Source organism: Acidimicrobiales bacterium (genome assembly GCA_036399815.1).
Taxonomy (GTDB): Bacteria; Actinomycetota; Acidimicrobiia; order Acidimicrobiales; family DASWMK01; genus DASWMK01.
In genome coordinates this window covers 1-20,008 of record DASWMK010000176.1, presented here as the reverse complement: position 1 = coordinate 20,008, position 20,008 = coordinate 1, and the positions used below count along the sequence as shown (strand labels likewise).

The 20,008-nt window shown below is 75.7% G+C and carries 24 protein-coding genes; 15 read left to right on the top strand and 9 right to left on the bottom strand.

All coding sequences use genetic code 11. The annotated features are described in order from the left end of the window. Positions 1–518: hypothetical protein (locus tag VGB14_12750; GenBank protein ID HEX9993790.1), on the top strand; the 518-nt coding region annotated here is incomplete at its 5' end. 44 nt (positions 519–562) lie between these two features. Here the strand turns inward: VGB14_12750 and VGB14_12745 are convergent. From VGB14_12745 to VGB14_12735, 3 genes are read right to left on the bottom strand one after another with little or no spacing between them, the layout of a single operon-like run. Beyond that, entirely contained in the window at positions 563–2,476 is a 1,914-nt protein-coding gene (locus VGB14_12745; protein ID HEX9993789.1) for an ABC transporter ATP-binding protein, read from the bottom strand. Between the two features lie 11 nt (positions 2,477–2,487). Then, entirely contained in the window at positions 2,488–5,355 is a 2,868-nt protein-coding gene (locus tag VGB14_12740) for a type 2 lanthipeptide synthetase LanM family protein (GenBank protein ID HEX9993788.1), read from the bottom strand. A gap of 15 nt (positions 5,356–5,370) precedes the next feature. Next, positions 5,371–5,574, bottom strand: coding sequence for a DUF6229 family protein (locus VGB14_12735; protein ID HEX9993787.1), 204 nt, complete (start codon positions 5,572–5,574; stop codon positions 5,371–5,373). Positions 5,575–5,828: 254 nt separating this feature from the next. On the opposite strand from VGB14_12735, the gene ffh reads away from it, so the two are divergent. The 4 genes from ffh to rimM are packed head-to-tail and all read left to right on the top strand — an operon-like array spanning position 5,829 to position 8,304. Further along, on the top strand, positions 5,829–7,175 hold the full coding sequence (ffh, locus tag VGB14_12730) for a signal recognition particle protein (protein ID HEX9993786.1): 1,347 nt from the start codon (positions 5,829–5,831) through the stop codon (positions 7,173–7,175). A gap of 38 nt (positions 7,176–7,213) precedes the next feature. Further along, positions 7,214–7,513, top strand: coding sequence for a 30S ribosomal protein S16 (rpsP, locus tag VGB14_12725; GenBank protein HEX9993785.1), 300 nt, complete (start codon positions 7,214–7,216; stop codon positions 7,511–7,513). Then, complete coding sequence (locus tag VGB14_12720; GenBank protein ID HEX9993784.1) at positions 7,510–7,833, top strand: KH domain-containing protein; 324 nt, start codon at positions 7,510–7,512, stop codon at positions 7,831–7,833. The genes rpsP and VGB14_12720 overlap by 4 nt, the downstream gene beginning before the upstream one ends. A gap of 12 nt (positions 7,834–7,845) precedes the next feature. After that, positions 7,846–8,304, top strand: a complete 459-nt coding sequence (gene rimM / locus VGB14_12715; GenBank protein ID HEX9993783.1) for a ribosome maturation factor RimM — start codon at positions 7,846–7,848, stop codon at positions 8,302–8,304. Positions 8,305–8,325: 21 nt separating this feature from the next. Here the strand turns inward: rimM and VGB14_12710 are convergent, their stop codons facing one another. Further along, positions 8,326–8,814: an SRPBCC family protein gene (locus VGB14_12710; GenBank protein HEX9993782.1), complete on the bottom strand. Its 489-nt coding sequence runs from the start codon at positions 8,812–8,814 to the stop codon at positions 8,326–8,328. Continuing rightward, positions 8,811–9,131, bottom strand: coding sequence for a metalloregulator ArsR/SmtB family transcription factor (locus VGB14_12705; GenBank protein HEX9993781.1), 321 nt, complete (start codon positions 9,129–9,131; stop codon positions 8,811–8,813). Before VGB14_12705 ends, VGB14_12710 begins: the two co-directional genes overlap by 4 nt. 64 nt (positions 9,132–9,195) lie before the next feature. Between VGB14_12705 and trmD the strand changes: the two genes are divergently transcribed. The 4 genes from trmD to VGB14_12685 are packed head-to-tail and all read left to right on the top strand — an operon-like array spanning position 9,196 to position 10,995. Next, the gene (gene trmD, locus VGB14_12700) at positions 9,196–9,969 is read left to right on the top strand and encodes a tRNA (guanosine(37)-N1)-methyltransferase TrmD (GenBank protein ID HEX9993780.1); all 774 of its coding nucleotides are present in this window, start codon (positions 9,196–9,198) and stop codon (positions 9,967–9,969) included. Beyond that, entirely contained in the window at positions 9,966–10,313 is a 348-nt protein-coding gene (gene rplS / locus VGB14_12695) for a 50S ribosomal protein L19 (protein HEX9993779.1), read from the top strand. The genes trmD and rplS overlap by 4 nt, the downstream gene beginning before the upstream one ends. A gap of 41 nt (positions 10,314–10,354) precedes the next feature. Next, positions 10,355–10,645, top strand: a complete 291-nt coding sequence (locus VGB14_12690) for a DUF2469 family protein (GenBank protein ID HEX9993778.1) — start codon at positions 10,355–10,357, stop codon at positions 10,643–10,645. Continuing rightward, positions 10,642–10,995 (top strand): YraN family protein, encoded by a 354-nt coding sequence (locus VGB14_12685; GenBank protein ID HEX9993777.1) that lies wholly within the window; start codon positions 10,642–10,644, stop codon positions 10,993–10,995. The genes VGB14_12690 and VGB14_12685 overlap by 4 nt, the downstream gene beginning before the upstream one ends. Positions 10,996–11,142: 147 nt before the next feature. Here VGB14_12685 and VGB14_12680 read toward each other — a convergent pair whose 3' ends face one another. Then, complete coding sequence (locus VGB14_12680) at positions 11,143–11,352, bottom strand: hypothetical protein (GenBank protein HEX9993776.1); 210 nt, start codon at positions 11,350–11,352, stop codon at positions 11,143–11,145. A 372-nt stretch (positions 11,353–11,724) separates the two neighbouring features. After that, positions 11,725–12,051, bottom strand: a complete 327-nt coding sequence (locus VGB14_12675; protein ID HEX9993775.1) for a hypothetical protein — start codon at positions 12,049–12,051, stop codon at positions 11,725–11,727. A gap of 493 nt (positions 12,052–12,544) precedes the next feature. On the opposite strand from VGB14_12675, the gene VGB14_12670 reads away from it, so the two are divergent. The 6 genes from VGB14_12670 (at position 12,545) to VGB14_12645 (ending at position 18,680) form a co-directional block, all read left to right on the top strand. After that, positions 12,545–14,062 carry a YifB family Mg chelatase-like AAA ATPase gene (locus VGB14_12670; GenBank protein HEX9993774.1) on the top strand — a complete coding sequence of 506 codons (1,518 nt, stop codon included), beginning with the start codon at positions 12,545–12,547 and terminating at the stop codon, positions 14,060–14,062. After that, positions 14,059–15,213, top strand: a complete 1,155-nt coding sequence (locus VGB14_12665) for a DNA-processing protein DprA (protein HEX9993773.1) — start codon at positions 14,059–14,061, stop codon at positions 15,211–15,213. Before VGB14_12670 ends, VGB14_12665 begins: the two co-directional genes overlap by 4 nt. Positions 15,214–15,317: 104 nt before the next feature. Next, entirely contained in the window at positions 15,318–16,916 is a 1,599-nt protein-coding gene (locus VGB14_12660) for a M6 family metalloprotease domain-containing protein (GenBank protein HEX9993772.1), read from the top strand. Positions 16,917–16,974: 58 nt separating this feature from the next. After that, positions 16,975–17,283: a hypothetical protein gene (locus VGB14_12655; GenBank protein HEX9993771.1), complete on the top strand. Its 309-nt coding sequence runs from the start codon at positions 16,975–16,977 to the stop codon at positions 17,281–17,283. A 53-nt stretch (positions 17,284–17,336) separates the two neighbouring features. Next, positions 17,337–17,816 carry a hypothetical protein gene (locus VGB14_12650; GenBank protein ID HEX9993770.1) on the top strand — a complete coding sequence of 160 codons (480 nt, stop codon included), beginning with the start codon at positions 17,337–17,339 and terminating at the stop codon, positions 17,814–17,816. Positions 17,817–17,828: 12 nt separating this feature from the next. After that, positions 17,829–18,680, top strand: a complete 852-nt coding sequence (locus VGB14_12645) for a hypothetical protein (GenBank protein ID HEX9993769.1) — start codon at positions 17,829–17,831, stop codon at positions 18,678–18,680. Positions 18,681–19,049: 369 nt separating this feature from the next. Here VGB14_12645 and VGB14_12640 read toward each other — a convergent pair whose 3' ends face one another. Together VGB14_12640 and VGB14_12635 are read right to left on the bottom strand one after the other, a co-directional pair. Continuing rightward, positions 19,050–19,481, bottom strand: a complete 432-nt coding sequence (locus VGB14_12640; protein ID HEX9993768.1) for a hypothetical protein — start codon at positions 19,479–19,481, stop codon at positions 19,050–19,052. Between the two features lie 10 nt (positions 19,482–19,491). Continuing rightward, a partial coding sequence (locus tag VGB14_12635) for a PASTA domain-containing protein (protein HEX9993767.1) occupies positions 19,492–20,008 on the bottom strand: 517 nt, incomplete at its 5' end.

Here is a 20,008-nt window from a genome sequence, read left to right as displayed (position 1 = left end):
CAACCGGGTGCGACCCGGCGCTCGGCGCCGACGGCGACGCCGCCACCCGGGACGGCTGCCCGCGCGAGACCGCCGTCGAGCCGGCCGACGAGGCCTGCGACGACACCGTCGAGGGCACGGAGGGCCTGTGCGCGGCCCCGGCCGACGACCCCTGCGACGCGGCCGCCGGCACGTGCGTGGACCCGGCCCAGGTGCCGGCGTGCGACCCGGCGGTCGGCGGCGACGGCGACGCCGCCACCGAGGACGGCTGCGGCCCGATCCTGATCGACCCGCTGCCGTGCGAGGGCGGCCCGGCGGTCGACTGCGCTTCCCCCGAGCCGCTGCCCGAGCCCGAACCGGTCGACGTGGAGGTGACCGGCGTCCGCCTCGGCCTCGCCGTCGTCCCCGCCGTCGACGGCTCCAGCACGTGGCTCGTCCCCGCCTACCTGTGGGACGTGCAGTGGCCCGGCGCCGAGGTCCCCTCCGTCGAGGTCACCCTCGCCGTCGCCGACGAGTTCCTCCTCCCGGCCGGCGGCTGACCCGAGCGGCCGGCCCGGTCACCGGGCCGGCCGATGTCGGCGGCCTACGCGTCCGCGCCCGCGGGACGGGGCTCGGCGTGCAGGCGGGCCTGGAGCTCGTACAGCTCGGCGTAGTGACCGCCCCGCTCGACGAGCTCGTCGTGGGTCCCCTCCTCGACGAGGCGGCCCCGGTGGAGCACGTAGATGCGGTCGGCGTGGCGCACGCTGGCCAGCCGGTGGGTGATGAGCACGACGGTGCGCCCCTCGGCGATCCGGCGGAGCGAGTCGTAGACGGCGGCCTCGGCCCTGGCGTCGAGCGGAGCCGTCGGCTCGTCCCAGATCACGAGCTCGGCGTCCCGGAACAGGCCCCTCGCGACGGCGAAGCGCTGCCACTCGCCGGCCGAGAGCTCTCGACCGTGGCGGAACTCCTTGGACAGCAGGGTCCGCCACCGGCGCGGCAGCCGGTCGACGACGGCGTCGGCACCGGACAGCGCGGCCGCGCCCCGCAGGGCGACGTCGCCGGGGTCGTCCCGGTCGTGGCGCCCGACGCGCACGTTGGTCCTCGCGTCGTGGGGCCAGCGGACCGGCTCCTGGAACACGACGGCCACCCGCCGGCCGGCCTCGGCCGGGTCGAGGCTGCTGAGGTCGGCACCGTCCCAGGTGACCCGCCCCGCCGTCGGCCGGTAGAGCCCGGCGACGAGCTTGGCCAGCGTCGTCTTCCCCGACCCGTTCTCCCCGACGAGGGCGACCGTCTCGCCCTGCCGGACGGTCAGTGACACCCCGTCGAGCGCCGGGCGGCCGGTGCTTCCCGGGTACCGGAACCCGACGTCCTCCAGCGACACCTCGCGCGGGCCGGCGGGAAGCGCCGCGCCGGGCCGGGGCGTCCGGGCGGCGGCGTCGGCGGTGAAGGCCGCGAAGTCGGCGACGTACAGGCCCTGCTCGAACAGCTGGTTGGCGGCGACGACGAGCGTGCCGAGCGCCGTGCTCGCCGTGCGGATGGCGACGACCGCCGTGCCGGCGACGGCCAGCTCCACCCACCCGGCGTGGAGCAGCACGCCGAGCGTGACCAGGGTGGCGGCCATGCCGACCCCGGCGAGGGCGCGTCCGACGGTCTGGGCCCGGGCCTGGGCGATGCCGACCCTGACCTTCTCGTCGCGGAGCGCGTCGGCGAGCCGGCCGTGCTCGTCCAGCACGAGGTGCTCGGCCTGGCTGGCCCGGATCTCGGCCGCCGGGGCCCGGGCGGTGGCGAGGTCGCCGACCATGCGGAGGCGGCGGGTGAGGGTGACCGTCCGCGCCACGCTGGCGTAGCCCAGCCGGGCCGATCGGAGCACGGCGCACCCTTCGGGCACGACGGCGAGCAGCAGGACGGGGAGCAGGACCGGGTGGAGCACGGCGAGGCTTCCGGCCGCGGCGGCCACGGCGACGGCCCCGCCGAGCACCTCGACCGCGTTCCCGGTGGACTGCTGGAGGTGGTAGCGCCCGCGGTCGCGTGCCCGGTACAGACGGTCGTAGAAGGCGGGGTCGTCGAAGGCGGCGAGCTCGACGGCGAGGCTCGACTCGAGCAGGCGCTGGTCGGCGACGCGCTCCACCGCGGGGGCGATCCTCGCCTGGGCGAGGGCGGCGCCGGCGACCAGCGCCCCCCGGAGGGCGTAGGCGCCCACGACGACGGCGAGGGCGGGGATGGCGTCGGTGACCCGCTCGGGGGTCGGCTTCTCGGCCAGCAGCTCGCCCAGCACGTCGGTGGTGGCGAGGAGGCCGAAGGCGGCCGACAGCCCGGCCGCCAGCTGGAGCACCAGCACGGTCACGGCGGCCCGGGGCGCCGCCTCCCGCACGACGCCGACGACCAGGCGGAGCGTCGCCGGGAGGCGGCGGGTGAGGTCGCGCACCGGTGCGCCGCTGCCGGCGTCCGGGCCGAGCCACCAGTAGGCGCCCTCGAGCTCCTCGTCGTCGGCGTCGGCAGGCGCCTCGGGGTCGTCCACCGGGCCGGGCGTCAGGGGTCGGGGACGAGCACCGACGGGACGGCACTCTCCGGGTGCAGGCGGAGCAGCTGGTAGGCGATGCCGCCGAGGCCGGGGAGCAGCCCTGGCACGAACGCCTCGCGGGCCATCCCGCTGATGGCGCCGTGCTCCTCGATGGTGCCGACGAGGTGGGCGTCGATGACGTCCCGGTCGACGCCTGGCGGGGCCAGGCCGGCCGCGACGGCCCGCTCCATCAGCTCCCAGCAGCCGGCGTCGCCGTGGCACAGGGTGTGGTTCCACCCGAGGCCGCCCAGCCAGCAGGCGGCCGCCGCCCGGCGCACCACGTCCTCGGCCCGGGCGTCCGGGAACCGGTCGACGGCGGCCAGCCCGATCCCCGCCGCCCCGTGGCACCACATGGTGGCGACCACGCCGGCGCCGCGCAGGTCGCGCCAGCAGGCCTGGTCCCGGTCGTACAACGACTCCTCGTAGGCGTCGGCGGCGGCGGCCATCGCCGAGAAGCGGTCGTCGCCGGTGGCCCTGGCCAGGCGGTGAAGGGCCCAGCCGATCCCGGTCGCCCCGTGCGCGAAGCCACCCACGCCTTCCGGCCACTGCGCCGTCGGCCAGCACGCGCCGCCGTCGGCGTCGACCCTGGCCCGCTCGACCAGTCGCTCGCCGACGTCGGTGGCGGTGGCGAGGAAGCTGCCGTCCCCGGTGCGGCGGGCCAGGCCGAGCAGCGGGACGATGGCACCGGCCATGCCGATGACGACGTCGACGTGCTCGTCGGCCGCCACCGCAGCGGGAAGGTGGCGGGCCAGCGCCGCCGCCCGCTCGAGCCCGTCCGGCCCCGCCCGGCCGAACCGGTCGAGCGCCAGCCAGGCCCACACCTGCGACGCCATCCCGATCCAGCCCCCCGGTGCCGGCGGCCGGGCGTCGGGGACGCGCACCCGCTCGGACTCGGCCTTGTCCTCGGCCGCCCGCACGGTCCACAGCACGTCGCGGAGGAGGTCCTCGAGGCCGTCGACCTCGTCCGCCCGACCAGCGGCCACCTCGCCCTGGTAGGCCGCGAGCAGGAGCGCCACGCCGGGCGCGCCGTTGTAGACGTCGGCGCTGAGCGGGTGCACCAGCCAGCCGGTCGTGCCGAGCAGCGGGGCCACCCAGGTCACCGAGCCGTCCTCGCCCCGGATGGCGGTGCCCGGGAGCCGCCCGACGATGCCGGCGGCGAGGGCGCGGCGGCGCCGGTCGAGGTCGTCGGTGCGCAGCCGCGGGCGGGCCATGGGCTCGGCCGACGGCGTCCAGCCCTCGTTCAGGTACGCGCTCACGAGGGCCGCCCGGATCACGAGGTGCTCGAAGGCGAGGTCGGCCGTCCGCCAACGCCCGAGGGCCTCGGCGACCAGGTCCCGCTCCTCGCCGAACGTCGTCCCGCGCGGCCCGTCCAGGCGCCCGCGACCGGCTGTGGTCGTGAACATCGGGACGTCGCCGTCCAGCAGCTCCTGGACCTCGGCGGCCACCACGTCGGGCTCGGACGGGGCGCTCGACACGGCCCGGCCCTGCCTCGTGAGGAGGTCGACGGCCCGGGCCACGGCCGGCTCGGGGTCGTGGAGCGACACCGGGTGCCACAGCATGCGGGCCAGCTCCCCGTACGCCTCGGTGGCCCTCGGGACGACCCGGATCCGGCAGTCGGCGAACGGGGCGAGCAGCACCTCGAGCGCCCCGGACCGGTCGAGCGCGGCCAGGCGCGCGGTGAGCTCGGCGAACCCGTCGAGGACCTCGCCCCACCAGCGTCCGAGCTGAGGGTCGGGGCTGGGGTGGTTCTGGAGCGGACCGGTGCCCACGTCCCGGAGCTCCACCCTGGCCCGGTCGGTGCCCTCGTCCACGACGACCGGCACGGGCACGGTCGGCTGCTGGCCCGGCAGGCTGCCGATGGCCGAGGTGTCCACCCCCCGCCATCCGAGGGCGAGGCCGCGGCCGGGCAGGAGGCCGGTCCGGAGCACGGACCCGCCGACCATGGACGCGGCCCGGTCGACGGCGAGGCCGAGGCCCGACGGGGGAGGCGTGGGGTCGGGCGTGAACAGCGTCTCGCAGTCGACGACGATCGGCACCGGCCCGCAGGCGATCAGGTTCTCGGCGTGGAGGTCGGAGCCGCCGAGCAGGCGCATGACCGCCAACCAGTGGCCGAGGCCCCGGTAGAAGTGGGCCAGCTCGGCGTCGCCGTCGCACCACCGGTGGGCCACGTGCTCGGCCCAGCCCCACGCGCCGCGCGTGAGCACCGCTGGCACGCGGATGCGGGGCTCGGGCGACCACCCGGACAGCACGCGGTCGAGGAAGCCGTCGAGAGCGGCGTCGACCGCGACCGGCCGGGGCTTGTAGACGATCGTGCCCGCCGACGTGGTGACCACGGCGACGGTCTGCCCGCCCCGGTGGCTGTCGCCGGCCCCGAACGCCACGTCCACGAGCTCCGGCGGACCGGCGGCCGGGTCGGGCAGGAGCCGGCCGAGCTCGGCGCGGTCGGCCGCGAACCGTCGGGCGAGGGCGACCGCCGCGGCACACCGGTTGGCGGCCACCGTGTGCAACCGGCCGACGAGGGGCGGGTAGTGCTCCTCGAGCGACGCCCAGAACGCGGGCGACGCGGCCGAGGCGACGAACGCGGCCCAGCGGCTCTCTGGATCGGGGCCGGCCAGCCGGCCGGCGACCCGGGCCGCGTTCATCTCGAGGACGAGGACCCGCGCCGCCTTGCGGCGAACGACCTCGAGCAGCGTCGACGCCGCGCCGGCGTGGACGGCACGGCGCTCCGCGGGCGCCAGGCCGGCGACCCCGTCGAGCTCGGCCGCCAGCCCGGCGAGCGCCGGGCCGACGACGGGTTCGAGCGCGGTGGCGAGGTCGCCGGCCCGGGGCTCAGCCACGAAGGCGTCTGGCCGTCAGCAGCACTGGTTCGGGTAGGACCCCGTACAGGCGGTCCCGCACTGGCCGAACGTCTCGCACCGCAGCGTGGCCGCCGCCATCGGCTCGGCGAGCTCGACCTCGGCGTACCGGCCGCTGAACAGGGGGCCGGCGGGGTTGTCGTCGCCGGCCTCGCTCCGCCAGCGGGCCACGATCTCCTCGGTCATCTCGAGGGTCGGCATGGGCGCTCCTTCTCGTTCGGGTGCGGCGAGGGCGCGCCGCGCGGGAGGAGAGCCGGTGCCGTCGAGGCCGCCGTCCGCCGTTCCGCCGTCCCGCCGGTCGATGAGGAGCGCCGGTCGGGTACTACACGCCGTTGGACCCTCTCCGCACGTTGAGGGTGGATGTGCACCGTAGTCACGCGGCCACGGCCCGTCAACGGACGCCGCCTCGTTCCCGTCGGGCAACGGCGGCGGGCTCGGATAGCCTGGTCGGTCGCATGTTCGAGGCGCTCTCCGACCGGTTCGACGGGATCTTCCGACGCCTGCGCGGCCGCGGTCGCCTGAGCGACGACGACGTCGACGAGATCCTTCGCGAGATCCGCCTCGCCCTGCTCGAGGCCGACGTCAACTTCCGGGTGGCGCGCGGGATCGTCGCCCGCATCCGGGAGCGGGCCGTCGGGATGGAGCTCTCGAAGAGCCTCACCCCCGGCCAGCAGGTCATCAAGCTCGTCCACGAGGAGCTGGTCGGCGCCCTCGGCGGCGAGACGCTGCGGATCAGGTACGCCTCCCGGCCGCCCACCGTGGTCCTCATGGCCGGGCTCCAGGGCTCGGGCAAGACCACCAACTCGGCCAAGCTGGCCCGCTGGTTCAAGCAGCAGGGCCGCAACCCGCTTCTGATCGGGGCCGACCTCCAGCGCCCCGCCGCCGTCGAGCAGCTGCGCACGCTCGGTCGCCAGGTCGACGTCCCGGTGTTCAGCGAGCCGGGCGACCCCGTGACCACCGCCGGGGCCGGCGTGGCCGAGGCCCGCCGCCTCGGTCGCGACGTCGCCATCGTCGACACGGCCGGCCGCCTCGCCGTCGACGCGGAGATGATGGACCAGGTCCGGCGCATCTCCGAGGCCGTCTCGCCGGACTACACGTTCCTCGTCGTCGACGCCATGACCGGCCAGGACGCCGTCACCGTGGCCGAGTCCTTCCACGCCACCCTCGAGCTCGACGGCGTCATCCTCACCAAGCTCGACGGCGACGCCCGAGGCGGCGCCGCCCTCTCGGTGAAGGAGGTCGTCGGCCGGCCCATCGCCTTCGCCTCGGTCGGCGAGAAGCTGGCCGACTTCGAGCAGTTCCACCCGGACCGCATGGCCGGGCGGATCCTCGGCATGGGCGACGTGCTCACGCTCATCGAGCGGGCCGAGGAGGCCTACGACAAGGAAGAGGCCGAGGCGGCGGCGGCCAAGCTGTTCGAGGGGCAGTTCACCTTCGACGACTTCCTCGAGCAGATGCAGCAGATCAAGAAGATGGGGCCGCTCCAGCAGCTGGTGGGCATGCTGCCCGGCGTCCCCAAGGAGCTGCGCAATGCCGAGATCGACGAGCGGGAGCTGGCCAGGATCGAGGCCATCATCCACTCGATGACCCGCGAGGAGCGGGCCAACCCTGCGATCATCGACGGCTCCCGCCGCACCCGCATCGCCAACGGGAGCGGCACCAACCCCTCGGACGTCAACCAGCTGCTCAAGCAGTTCAAGGAGATGCAGCGGCTGATGAAGCGGTTCGGGGGGATGGGCACGAAGAAGCAGCGCAAGGGCCGCAAGGGCGGGCGGGTGCCCCTCGAGGTCCCCGGGCGCTAGCGACCCCACACCGACACGACGAGCGAGGACGAACAGCAGTGGCAGTCAGACTCCGCCTGATGCGGATGGGCAAGAAGCGCCAGCCGACCTACCGAGTGGTGGCGGCCGACTCCCGGTCCCCGAGGGACGGCCGGTTCATCGAGATCGTCGGCACCTACGCGCCGCGCGAGGACCCGTCCCGCATCGAGATCGACAACGAGAAGGCGGTCGGCTGGCTGCGCAACGGCGCCCAGCCCACCGACACCGTGCGCAAGCTCCTCGAGATCTCGGGGGCGTGGGGCGAGTACAAGGGCGGCGGCGCGCCGGCGCCGGCCGAGCCCGCGTCGAGCTCGTCGTGACCGACAGCGGCGCGCCCGTCGACCTCGACGACGAGCTGGACGACGACTACGACGACGAGGACGCCGGCAACCGGGTCCCCGCGGCGACCGCCCAGGCGGTGCTCGAGTACCTGGCCAAGGCCGTCGTCGACGACCCCGACGCCGTGCGGGTCGACGTGGTCGAGACCCGGAGGGGCCTGAGCCTCGAGGTGCACGTGAGCCCGTCCGACATGGGCCGCGTCATCGGCAAGCGGGGCCGGATCGCCAACGCCATCCGCACCGTCGTGCGCGCCGCCGCCGTGCGGGACGGCGTCGACGTCGACGTGGAGTTCGTCGACTAGCCGGTCTCGTCCGTGCTCGAGGTCGGCCGGGTCGTCAAGCCCCACGGCATCCGGGGCGAGGTCGTCGTCGACCTCGTCACCGACCGCCACGAGCGGCTCGACGCCGGGTCGGTGCTCGACGCCGACGGCACCGCCCTCGAGGTCGAGTCGGCCCGGCCCCACCAGCGCCGGTGGATCGTGCGCTTCGCCGGCGTGGTCGACCGCGAGGGCGCCGACCGGCTCCGGGGTGCCGTCCTGCGGGCCGAGCCGATCGACGACCCCGGCGCCCTGTGGGTCCACGAGCTGATCGGGGCCCGGGTGCGCGACCTCGGCGGCCGCGACCTCGGTCTCGTCACCGCCGTCGAGGCCAACCCGGCGAGCGACCTGCTCGTGCTGGAGTCCGGCGCGCTCGTCCCCCTCACGTTCCTCGTGAGCCGGATCGGCGCCGACCTCGTCGTGGACCTGCCCGAGGGGCTCCTCGACGACGGGTAGCGCCCGGCGGTCGCTCGGGGGCTACCCGGCCCCGAGCGCCTCGTAGGCCGGGCGGAGGGCCTGGTAGCGGGCCGCCCAGTCCACGTCGCCCCCGCCGGTGACGTGGGCCTCGAGCTGGTCGAGGTGGGCGTGCCAGCCGGCCCCGTAGCCGACGGCCGTCGCCGGCCCGAGCAGGCGGTGCACGAGGGTGACGGCCGTCCCGCCCCCGTCCCCGTCCTCGGCCAGCTCCCAGCGGACCACGGAGCGGGACTCGTCGGGGAAGTCCCACCCGTACTCGAGCACGGCCGGCGGGTCCCACACGAGCACCGTCCCCGTGCAGGTGCCGCCGTCGCCGAAGTCGAACGCCACCCGGCCGCCCTCCCGAGGCTCGAACGTCGCCTCGGTGAGCCACTGCGCCAGCCGGTCGGGCTCGGTGAGCGCGGCCCACACCTCCTCTCTCGGCACGGGGTAGCGGCGCTCGAAGCGCACGGTCCGGGTGTCGCCGTCCGGGGTGATGGCGCCGAGGGTCATGTCGTCGTCTCCCGTCGAGAGCGTTCGAGGTGGTCGCCGAGGATGTCGAGGCGGTCGGACCAGAAGCGGCGGTAGCGGTCGAGCCAGGCGTCGACCTCGGACAGGGGGGCGGGGTCGAGCCGGTAGACCCGCCGCTGCGCGTCGCCCCGCCACCGCACGAGGCCGGCCTGCCGGAGCACCCGGAGGTGGCGGGAGACGGCAGGCCGGCTCGTGGGGAAGGCGGCCGCCAGCTCGCCGGCCGTGCGCTCGCCGTCGGCGAGGAGCTCGAGGATGTGGCGGCGGGTGGGGTCGGCGATGGCCTCGAAGACCGGCGGCACCGGTCCTGTGTAACACGTCGCTTACGTAACGTGCAAGCTACAGAAGGTAGGCTGGCGGGCGGCCATGCGCATCGACGTGTTCACGATCTTCCCGGACGTCGTCGAGGCCTTCGCCGGGCGGAGCCTGCTCGGCAAGGCTCGGGCGGCCGGCGTCGTCGACGTCCGCGTCCACGACCTCCGGTCGGCGGCGACCGACCCGCACCGCTCGGTCGACGACGCGCCGTTCGGCGGCGGGGCCGGGATGGTGCTCATGCCCGAGCCGCTGTTCGGCGCGGTCGAGGCGGTCGACCCGCCCCGGCCGCTGTTCCTCCTCGGGCCGGGCGGCCGGCGCTTCGACCAGGCGACGGCCCGGGAGCTGGCCGCGTCGGCGGGGTTCAGCCTGCTGTGCGGGCGCTACGAGGGGGTCGACGACCGCGTCCGCCAGCACCTCGTGGACGGCGAGCTGTCGATCGGCGACTACGTGCTCGCCGGCGGCGAGGTGGCGGCCATGGTCGTGGTCGAGGCCGTCGCCCGCCTCGTCCCCGGCGTGATGGGCAACGCCGCGTCGGCCGAGGACGAGTCCTTCGCCGACGGGCTGCTGGAGTACCCGCAGTACACCCGCCCGGCGGTCTTCCGGGGCTGGGCCGTGCCCGAGGTGCTGCGCTCCGGCGACCACGGCCGGATCGCCCGGTGGCGGCGGGCCCAGGCCCTGGCCCGGACGGTCCGCGACCGGCCCGACCTCGTCGCCGCGCGCGGCGGCCTGACCCCCGAGGAGGTCCGGCTGTTGGAGGACGAGGCCGGGATCGCCTACCCTGGAGCGTCCCCTGACGACCCCTGTCCCGGAGCCCCCGCGCCATGAACCGCACCGACCTCGTCGACCAGTCCAGCCTGCGCGACGACATCCCCGACTTCGCCGCCGGCGACACGCTCAAGGTGCACGTCCGCGTCGTCGAGGGCAACCGCGAGCGCGTGCAGGTCTTCCAGGGCGTCGTCATCCGCCGCCAGGGCTCCGGCGTGCGCGAGTCGTTCACCGTCCGCAAGGTGAGCTTCGGCGTCGGCGTGGAGCGCACGTTCCCGGTGCACTCGCCGATCGTGGCGAAGATCGAGGTCCTGACCAGGGGCGACGTCCGCCGGGCCAAGCTCTACTACCTGCGGGACCGCATCGGGAAGGCCGCGAAGGTCAAGGAGAAGCGGACCCGCTGATCGTCCCGGGCGCGGCGCCGGCCGGGCCGTAAGGTGACCCCGTGAGCGCCGAGGACCTCGAGCGGTACGAGGCCGAGATCGAGCTCCGGCTGTACCAGGAGTACAAGGCCGTCCGGCCCATGTTCTCCTACGTGGTCGAGACCGAGCGGCGCTTCTACCTCGCCAACAACGTGAAGCGCACCGTGCACGACGAGGGCGGGCGCACCTACGTGGAGCTCGAGCTGCGGGACGCGTGGGTGTGGGACATGCACCGCGACCAGCGGTTCGTCTCGTCGGTCAACGTGGTGACGTTCAAGGACGTCAACATCGAGGAGCTGGGGTCGGAGTCGTGAACCGGCCGGCCGACCGCCGGCGCGCCCTCGGCGCGTCCGGCGAGGCGGCCGCCGCGGCGTGGTACGAGGCCAACGGCTACGAGGTGCTCGACCGGAACTGGCGGGTGCGGGAGGGCGAGATCGACCTGGTCGTGCGCCGGCACCGCACGATCGTGTTCTGCGAGGTGAAGACCCGGACGACGGACGCGTTCGGCGTCCCGGCCGAGGCCGTCACCCACGCCAAGCGCCAGCGCCTGCGCCAGCTCGCGGCGCGGTGGCTCGAGGCGTCGCCCGTGCGCCCGGCCACCATCCGCTTCGACGTGGCGTCGGTGATGGCCGGCCGCGTCGAGGTCATCGAGGGCGCGTTCTAGCGGGCGCCGGGACCCGCTTGGGTCGTGGCTAGGGGAGGCGGCCGGGCCGGCGGTCGTGGCCGTGGGCCCAGCAGGCGTGGTGCCGCGTCCGGCGGTCGTGGGCCTCGTGCGCTGTTGCCGACGCGGCCTGGGGCCCGCCGGGTCGCGTCAGCGGAGGCGTCCGGGCCGGCGGTCGTGGCGGTGGGCCCAGCAGGCGTGGTGCCAGTGGCGGCGGAGGTCGGGCGCCTCGGCCGGGATGGCGACGAGGTGGCCGACCCCCGGCTCGATGTCGTGGTTGCAGCCGGGGCAGAGGTAGGTCTTGACCGCCTGGTAGGGCTGGACGCGGCGGACCTCGACGTCCCCGTCGACCCCGATCACCCGAGGAACCCCCACAGCACGAGCGCCACGACGACCACCATGGCCGCGGCGACCATCACGTAGTCGGCCGTCGACCGGTTCTGCGGGCGGAACGGGTTGAACCCCACGCCTCCAGTATGCGGCCGCCCGCCGTCGGCGACGACGACCGTGCGCGGTGAGCGACCGTGTCCCCGAGAGGGGCGCCGGCGGCGGCGCGGTGCACGGGGGCGGCGCCGGTGCACGGGCGCGGCGCCGGTGCACGGGGGCGGCGCCGGTGCACGGGGGCGGCGCCGGTGCACGGGGGCGGCGCCGGTGCACGGGGGCGGCGCCGGTGCACGGGGCGGCGCCGGCGTTTCGGCGACGTCGGCGGGTGCCGGCCCGGTTGCCGGGGGGTCAGCGGGGCGGCATCGGCCGGATCGGCGGGCGCCGGGGCGGCGACCGCCGGACGGCGGGGCCCCGCCGCCGGGCGACGAACCCGAGGCCCATGACGACGAACCCGAGGAAGGCGACCGTGGCGGCCCCGTCCACCCGGGAGCGGGCGAGGTCGGCGCACCGGTCGCCCTCGTCGCCGGACCAGGCGACCCAGGGGATGCCGCAGTCGACGCGGGCGACGTCGCCGCCGGTGACCCTCGTCGTCGTGAACGGCACCGCGGCCATCAGCACCGCCGCTGCGGCGAGCACGACCCCCAGGAGCACGACGACCGCGCCCACCCGACGCACGGCCGCAGCGTGACCCATCCCCGCCGACACCGCAACCGCGAGCCCGGGTCGCCGTGCCGCCCGCGCCGACGGCGTTCCGGTCGCACCCCTTCGTACGCTCTCGTCGCTCGGTGGCCGGCGGACGGCCGCTTCGGAACGGCGCCCGACGCGCCGTTGTGTCACACCCCCTCCGTACGCTGTCGTCGCTCGGTGGCCGGCGGACGGCCCCTTCCAAACGGCGACGGACCCGCCGGGGAGGTACCTGTCACACCCGCTCCGTACGCTGTCGTCGCTCGGTGGCCGGCGGACGGCCGCTTGGAACGGCGCCCGACCCGCCGGAAGGTTCCTGTCACACCCCCTTCGTACGCTCTCGTCGCTCGGTGGCCGGCGGACGGCCGCCCCACCAGACGGGCCCGTCGTCCGGGTTGCCGTCACACCCTCTCCGTACGCTGTCGTCGCTCGGTGGCCGGCTCATGGCCCCTCCTCGAAACCGATCGCACCGAGGAAGGCCGCCGTGCTCGCCACCATCCCGTCCGCCACCCTGCTCGGGGTCGACGGCCATGCCGTGCTCGTCGAGGTCCACGTCTCCGCCGGCCTGCCCGGGTTCACCGTCGTCGGCCTGCCCGACACCTCGTGCCGCGAGTCGCGCGACCGGGTGCGCGCCGCCCTGATCTCGTCCGGCCTGCCCTGGCCGACCCGGCGGGTGACGGTCAACCTCGCCCCGTCCGGCCTCCGGAAGGGCGGCGCCGGCCTCGACCTGCCGATCGCCATCGGCCTCCTCGTCGCCTCCGGCCACCTGCCGGTCGAAGCGGTCGACGGCTGCTCGTTCCTCGGTGAGCTCGGCCTCGACGGCGAGCTCCGGCCCGTCCCCGGCGTGGTCCCCCTGGTCGACGCCCTCCCCGGCCGCGTCGCCGTCGTCCCGGCGGCGTGCGAGGCCGAGGCCCGCCTCGTCGGCCGTCACCACGTCCGGGCCGTCCGCACCCTCGCCGAGCTGGTCGGCGCGCTCACCGGCGACGTGCCATGGCCCGAGCCGGCCGACCCGCCGCCGGCCGTCGACGAACGCCCCCCGCCCGACCTTGCCGACGTGCGCGGGCACGCGCTCGGCCGCCTCGCCGTCGAGGTCGCCGCCGCCGGCGGCCATCACCTGCTGATGGTCGGGCCGCCGGGGTCCGGGAAGACCATGCTCGCCCGCCGCCTGCCCGGCCTCCTCCCGCCGCTCGACCGCGACGAGGCCCTGGAGGTGACCCGCGTCCACTCGGCCGCCGGCCTCCCGCTCCCGGCCGGCGGGCTGATCCGGCGACCACCCCTGCGCCAGCCCCACCACTCGTCGTCGATGGTCTCGCTGGTCGGCGGGGGCGCCGGTTGGCTCCGACCCGGGGAGGCGAGCGCGGCCCACTGCGGCGTGCTCTTCATGGACGAGCTGGGCGAGTTCCCGGCCAGCGTCCTCGACGCGCTCCGCCAGCCGTTGGAGGACGGCGTCATGCGGGTCCACCGGGCAAAGGCCAGCGTGACCTACCCGGCCCGCTTCCTGCTGGTGGCGGCGATGAACCCGTGCCCGTGCGGCCAGGGCGGGCCTCCCGGCTCGTGCCGGTGCACCGACGCCGCCCGCGCCCGCTACCAGCGCCGCCTCTCCGGCCCGTTGCTCGACCGGTTCGACCTCCGCGTCGAGATCACCCGGCCCGACGTCTCGCACCTCCTCGGCGGCACCACCGGCGAGTCGTCGGCGACCGTGGCCGAGCGGGTGGCCGCCGCCCGCCGGAAGGCTCGTGCCCGGGGGTGCCGGTCGAACGGCGAACTGCCGGCCCGCGTCCTCGACGATCTCGCCCCGCTGTCGTCGGCGGCGTCGGAGGCCCTCGAGCGGGCACTCGTCACCGGCCGACTGAGCGCACGGGGGCTCCAACGGGTGCGGCGGGTGGCGCTCACCCTCGCCGACCTCAGAGGCGACGAGCCGCCGCTCGCCGAGGACCACGTCTGCCTCGCGCTCGCCCTGCGGGCCGAGGTCGGCGACCACGCCGAGGCGGTCGTGGCATGAAGTCGGTCGACGGCATGCCGGCCCCGGCGGCCGGGCTCCCCACCGAGGCCTATGCGGTCGCGCTCGCCGCCCTGCCGGCTATGGGGCCGAGCCGTCTGCTCGCCCTCCTGCGCCGCCTCGCCCCCGCCGCGGCCTGGGCGCAGGTCCTCGCCGGCCGGGGGAGCGCGGACGCGGCCCTCGCCGCGTCGTGGCGCGCCGCCGCGACCCGGCTCGCTCCCTCCGAGCTGTGGGACCGGTGCCGGGCCGCCGGCATCGGTGTCAGCCTCCTCGGGTCGGCCAGCTACCCGGCGGTGCTGGCCGCCGACCCGGTGCCGCCGGCGGTCGTGTTCATCCGGGGCGACCCCGCCGCGGTGGACGGGCCGCGCGTCGCCGTCGTCGGCACCCGGCGCTGCTCGCGGTACGGACGGGACGTCGCCGCCCGGCTCGCGCGCGACCTCGCCGACGCGGGCGTCCGGGTGGTGTCCGGGCTGGCGCTCGGCATCGACGGGGCCGCCCACGCCGGCGCACTGGCCGCCGGGTCGGCGCCGCCGATCGGCGTGGTCGGCAGCGGCCTCGACGTCGTCTACCCCCGCCGGCACGCCGGCCTGTGGGACGACGTCGCCCGCGCCGGTCTCCTGCTGAGCGAGGCGCCGCCCGGGGCGCGGCCCGAGCCGTGGCGCTTCCCCGCGCGCAACCGCCTCCTCGCCGCGCTGGCCGACGTGGTCGTCGTCGTCGAGTCCCACGCCGCGGGCGGGTCGATGCTGACCGTCAACGAGGCGGTCGCCCGCGACCGGCCCGTCATGGCCGTGCCCGGCCCCGTCGTCAGCCCGGCGTCGGCCGGCACCAACGACCTCCTCGCGTCGGGCGCCCACGTGGCCAGGGACGCCGGCGACGTCCTCGCCCTGCTCGGGATGGAGCCGGGCGGCCGGCGGGCCCGGGACGAGTCCCGGCCACCACCGTCGGCCTCCGACGCGACCGTCCTCGACGCACTCGGCTGGCAGCCGGCGACGACCGACGAGGTGGCGACCGCGGCCGGCGTCGACCTCGCCACGGCCGCCGTCGCCCTCGAGCGCCTCACCGCCGCCGGGTGGGTCGCGTCGACGGGCGGGTGGTGGGAGCGGGTCGCCGGCGGCGGGCGGGCCGGAGAGGGATCGCGGCGCCGTGATACGTGACTCCTGCGCTGTTGCGCCGCCGACCCACGTGGCGCGAACGATGGACGCACGGCGGACGACGCCGTGGGCTCGGCCGCGACGGCCGAGGGAGAGGGGAACGACCGATGACACACGGGCACGACCTCGACGCGCCCTGCTTCGTGGCGCCGAGCCCGGAGCTGCGCGAACGCCTCCGGGCGACCCTGGGGACCCTCCGCACCGCCGCCGGCGCGGCCGGCGTGGGCCCGCAGATGCTCACCGTCAGGGGCCCGATCTCGCCGGGCCTGAACGACGGCCTCATCTATCCGGGCACGCACCTGCCCGCCGGCACCCCACTGGCGCTGGCCCGCCGCCAGGCGGCCGACCGGGCGCCCCTGCGGGACGCGGTGAAGGTCATCGTGGTGCTCGTGGACTTCGACGACGCGCCGATGGCGAACGACAAGGCGCACTACGAGGAGCTGTTCTTCTCCACCGGCACGCGCCCGAACGGCAGCGTGAACGACTACTTCCGCGAGGTGAGCGGCGGGCTGCTGTCGATCGAGGGCGAGGTCGCCGGGCCCTACCGGCTGCCCCGGCCGGTGAGCGAGTACGCCAACGGGGCGGCGGGCACGGGCGGGGCGGCGCCGAACGCGAGGACGATGGCAGAGGACGCGGCGTCGGCCGCCGACGCGGACGTCGACTTCGCCCCGTACGACAACGACGGCAACGGCTTCGTCGACGCGTTCATCGTCGTCCACGCCGGGCAGGGCGCCGAGTCGACCGCCAGCAACGACGACATCTGGTCGCACAAGTGGGTCTTGGCCAGCGGCGAGCTCCCGGTCGACGGAGCCAAGATCTACGCCTACCTGACCGTCCCGGAGGACTGCGGCATCGGCGTCTGCTGCCACGAGCTCGGCCACCTGCTGTTCGGCTGGCCGGACCTGTACGACATCGACTACTCCTCGAACGGGGTGGGCAGCTGGTGCCTCATGGGCGACGGCAGCTGGAACGGCAGTGGCGACGTCCCCGCCCACCCGTCGGCCTGGTGCAAGGTGAGCCAGGACTGGGTCACGGTCGTGAACCACACCGCCAACGAGAAGGTCGACGTCGACGCCGTGCAGTCGTCCCGGACGGTCCACCGGCTCTGGAAGGACGGCGCCGACGGCCAGGAGTACTTCCTCGTCGAGAACCGCCAGCGCACCGGCTACGACCGCGAGCTGCCGTCGGACGGCCTGCTCATCTGGCACGTGGACGACTCGATCGAGGGCAACGCCGACGAGAGCCACTACCGGGTCGCGCTCGTCCAGGCCGACGACCGACGGGACCTCGAGCGGGGCGCCAACCAGGGTGACGACGGCGACCCGTTCCCCGGCAGCGGCGGCATCACCGCGTTCACGACGACCTCGTCGCCGAGCTCCCGCTCCTACGCCGGCCTGGCCACCTGCGTGGCCGTGACCGACATCGGGGCGTCCGCGGCGTCGATCTCCACGTCCATGGCCGTCACCTGCCCGACGCTTCCGGCGGTCACCGAGCCGACGGTGCGCAAGGGGTCGCGGGGCCCGGCCGTCGAGAAGCTCCAGCGCCTGCTGGGCCAGGCCGGGTTCGACGCCGGCACGGTCGACGGCGTGTTCGGCACCAACACCGTGAAGGCCGTGCGGGCCTTCCAGAAGGCGAACGGGCTGGTGGTCGACGGGGTCGCGGGGCGGGCGACGTGGGCGGCCCTGCTGGCCGCCACGGCCACGTGAGCGGCCGCACGGTCGGATGGCCGGCGCTCGGGCGACCCGGGAGCGGGAGGCCGCGATGGTGAGCATGGCCGAGAACTGGGCGGACGTGGCCGGCACGGTCGCCCGGGTGGCGCCGAGCGAGCGGGAGGGGTTCGTCGCCGTCGACGTGGCCGTCGACCGGGTCGAGCCCGTGGCCGGGGTCGCCAACCTCCTCGAGGGCACCGAGGGCCAGACGGTGACCGTCCAGCTGCCCGTCGAGCTCGCCGACTCGGCGGGGGTCGAGGTGGGTGCGCCGGTCGCCTGGCGGCTGCGGCGGGGCGGCCTCGAGGACGTGTTCGCCGACCCCGACCGGCTCGTCGCCGACTACGGCGACGACGCCTTCGCCTGACGCGGCCGCACGGAGCGCACGTGGTCGAGACCTTCTACCAGACCTTCGGTCAGGTGAGCTTCACGCTCCTCGGCCTGTGGATGGCCGTCGCCGGCGCCCGCTACGACCGTTGGGCGCCGAGCCCGGCCCACCGCCGGATGGCCTACGGCGTGTTCCTCCAGTTCGCGCTCCCCGCCGTGATGAGCGTGTTCACCCTCGTCGCCCCGGACGAGCCCGTCGTCTGGCACGTCACCTTTGCGGTCGCCGCCGGCCTGGGCGTCGTCGGCATGCTCCTCCTGCGCGCCGCCGACGACCCCCGGGTGGGCCGCTCCGGCCTCCTCAGCGCGGCCAACACGGCGGCGGCCGTCGTCTACGCGGTCGTCGCCGTCGTGGCGCTGGTCCCGAGCGACGTGCTGGGCGACGCCCTCGGCGTCGACCCGCTCCGCCTCGAGGCCGGCCTGCTGACCCTGCTCGTGTTCCTCGGGGTCAACGTCGGGTGGCTCCTGTTCGACGACGCGCCCCGCCCGTCCGACCGCGCCGCTGGACCCTTCTAGGCGGGCACCCCGGTGGACGAGCTGCGCCGCCCGCTCTTCGTCGTCGCCATCGTCCTCGTCGCGCTCGTCGTGTGCGTCGAGCTCGGCACCGGCGGCGTGCTGCGGGCCAAGGCGGCCGACACCGCCGAGCTCGTCCGCGTCATGGAGGAGGACCTCGACCCGCCGGTCACCGACCCCGACGAGCAGCTCGAGCTGCTCGAGCAGATGCGGGAGCTCGACGAGGACGAGGACCCGCCCGGCCTCGGCATCCCCTACCTCGCGCTGGTCGACGGCCTGCTGCTGTTCGTCGTCGTCCTCATCGGGCTGTCGCTGATCGTCCCCGAACGGGTCCACGGCCGGGTGCAGGGGATCGTCACCTTGATCGTGTCGTTCCTCGTGGCCGTGCTCGGCATCGTGCTGCTGATCGTCGCCGTCCTGGCGCTGCTGCTGATGGTGTCGCTGTTCCTGTCGGTGCCCTTCGGGACCTTGACCTACCTCGCCATCTTCGGCTTCTTCGACCGCGGCGGGGCGACGCTCGCGCTCGGCCTGCTGCTCCTGCTGAAGCTGGCCTTCACCGTGTGCCTGCTGCTCGCCCACCAGCGCTTCGCGCAGAACAAGGGCCTGGTCCTGCTCGTCGTCACCTCGTTGGTGCTGAACCTGGTCGTCAGCTTCCTGCACGGGCTGGTGCCGCTCTTCCTCGTCAGCATCACCGACGCCGTCGCCGCCATCGTGGTCGCGGTAGTCGCCATCGTCTGGGCGATCGTGCTGCTGATCGGGGCCATCGTGTCGATCGTCAAGGTGCTCCGCCTTTCCCGGGGCGGCAGCGCCGGCACCAGGGAGCCCACCGCCGGCACCACGACGACGACACCCGCCCCGACGAGCTGATCGCTCGCCCGACACCGGCCGCGCCCGGACCACCGTCCGCTGACGACGAGCCGACGCGCCCCGCCGGTCGGCGCGACCCGCCTGCGACGAGAGCCGGCGCACGCCCCGGTCCGCACGGGCCGGCACCGGCCAGGAGCCGGCGCGCACCCTCGTCGGCGCGACCGGCCTGCGCCTGCGAGCCGGCGCACCCGCGGCCTCGCACGGCCAGCACCGACCGGTCCGCATCGGCAGCGTCACCGTGGTCCTTGCCGTCGGCGCCTCGTGATCCGGCCGATCGAGGTGCCGCGCGCGCCCGCGCCCGCCGTCCCTCGACCGACCGTCGGGCGATCGATCCGCCCCGGCCCGCCCCGGCCCGCCCCGCTCGGCGCGCTACGGGATCGTGACCAGGCAGCCGGACAGGCAGGTCAGCGTCACCGTGCCGCCCTCGCCGAACAGGTCGAGGGCGATGTCCTCGCCTGCCGCGAACGGACCCTCGGTCTGGTCGAGGGCGCCCTCCTGCACGACCTTCGCCTCGTCCACCGTCCCCGCCACCACCCGCAGGTCGACGATGCGCACGTCGCCCGGCACGTCGATGGCGCACGCGAACCCGCCCTGGGCCCGGAAGTTGACGCCGTCGAAGCAGGCCGACGACACGTCCTCCCGCTCCAGCCGGCGGTCGCCGCCGAGCAGGTCCCGCACGTCGCCGAGCAGGCCGTCGGGGTCGGGCTCGACCCTCCCGTCCCCACGCGCGCCGATGGCGACGGCGGCGCCGAACAGCACCACCGCCGCCACCACGACGGCCACGAGGACCTTGACGTTCACGCCACCGCCGTCACGGCCCGGAGAAGTCGTCGAACTGCTCGTCGAACTGGTCCTCGAGCACCTCGACCGGGATCGTCAGGTCCGTGGCGGCGAAGTCGCAGATGACCGGCTGGATGTCGCAGATGCTGATGCCGGGGTCGAACGTCACCGTCGGCGTCCCCGGCGCCGGGCAGGGGGCCGTGGCCAGCGCGGCCCCCTCGTCGGTCGCCGGCTGGCCGGGGAACGGTGCCTGGAGGGCGATGCAGTCGTCGGGCCCGGGCACCACGGCCGGGTCGACCGGGCTGATCGAGGCGACCGTCACGCCGAGCGCCTGGAGCTGGCTGACGGCCTGGGACTGCGGGAGGCCGATCAGGTCGGGCATGGTGACCGGGTCGGCGACCTCGGGCTCGTCGTCGTCCCTCGTGAGGAAGAAGGCGACGACCGCGATCACGAGGACCGCGGCGGCCGCGGCCGCCACGATCCACCACGGGAACTTCTTCTTCGGCGCGGCGGCGGCGACGGTGAACGCCACCGTCGGCCCCTGGCTG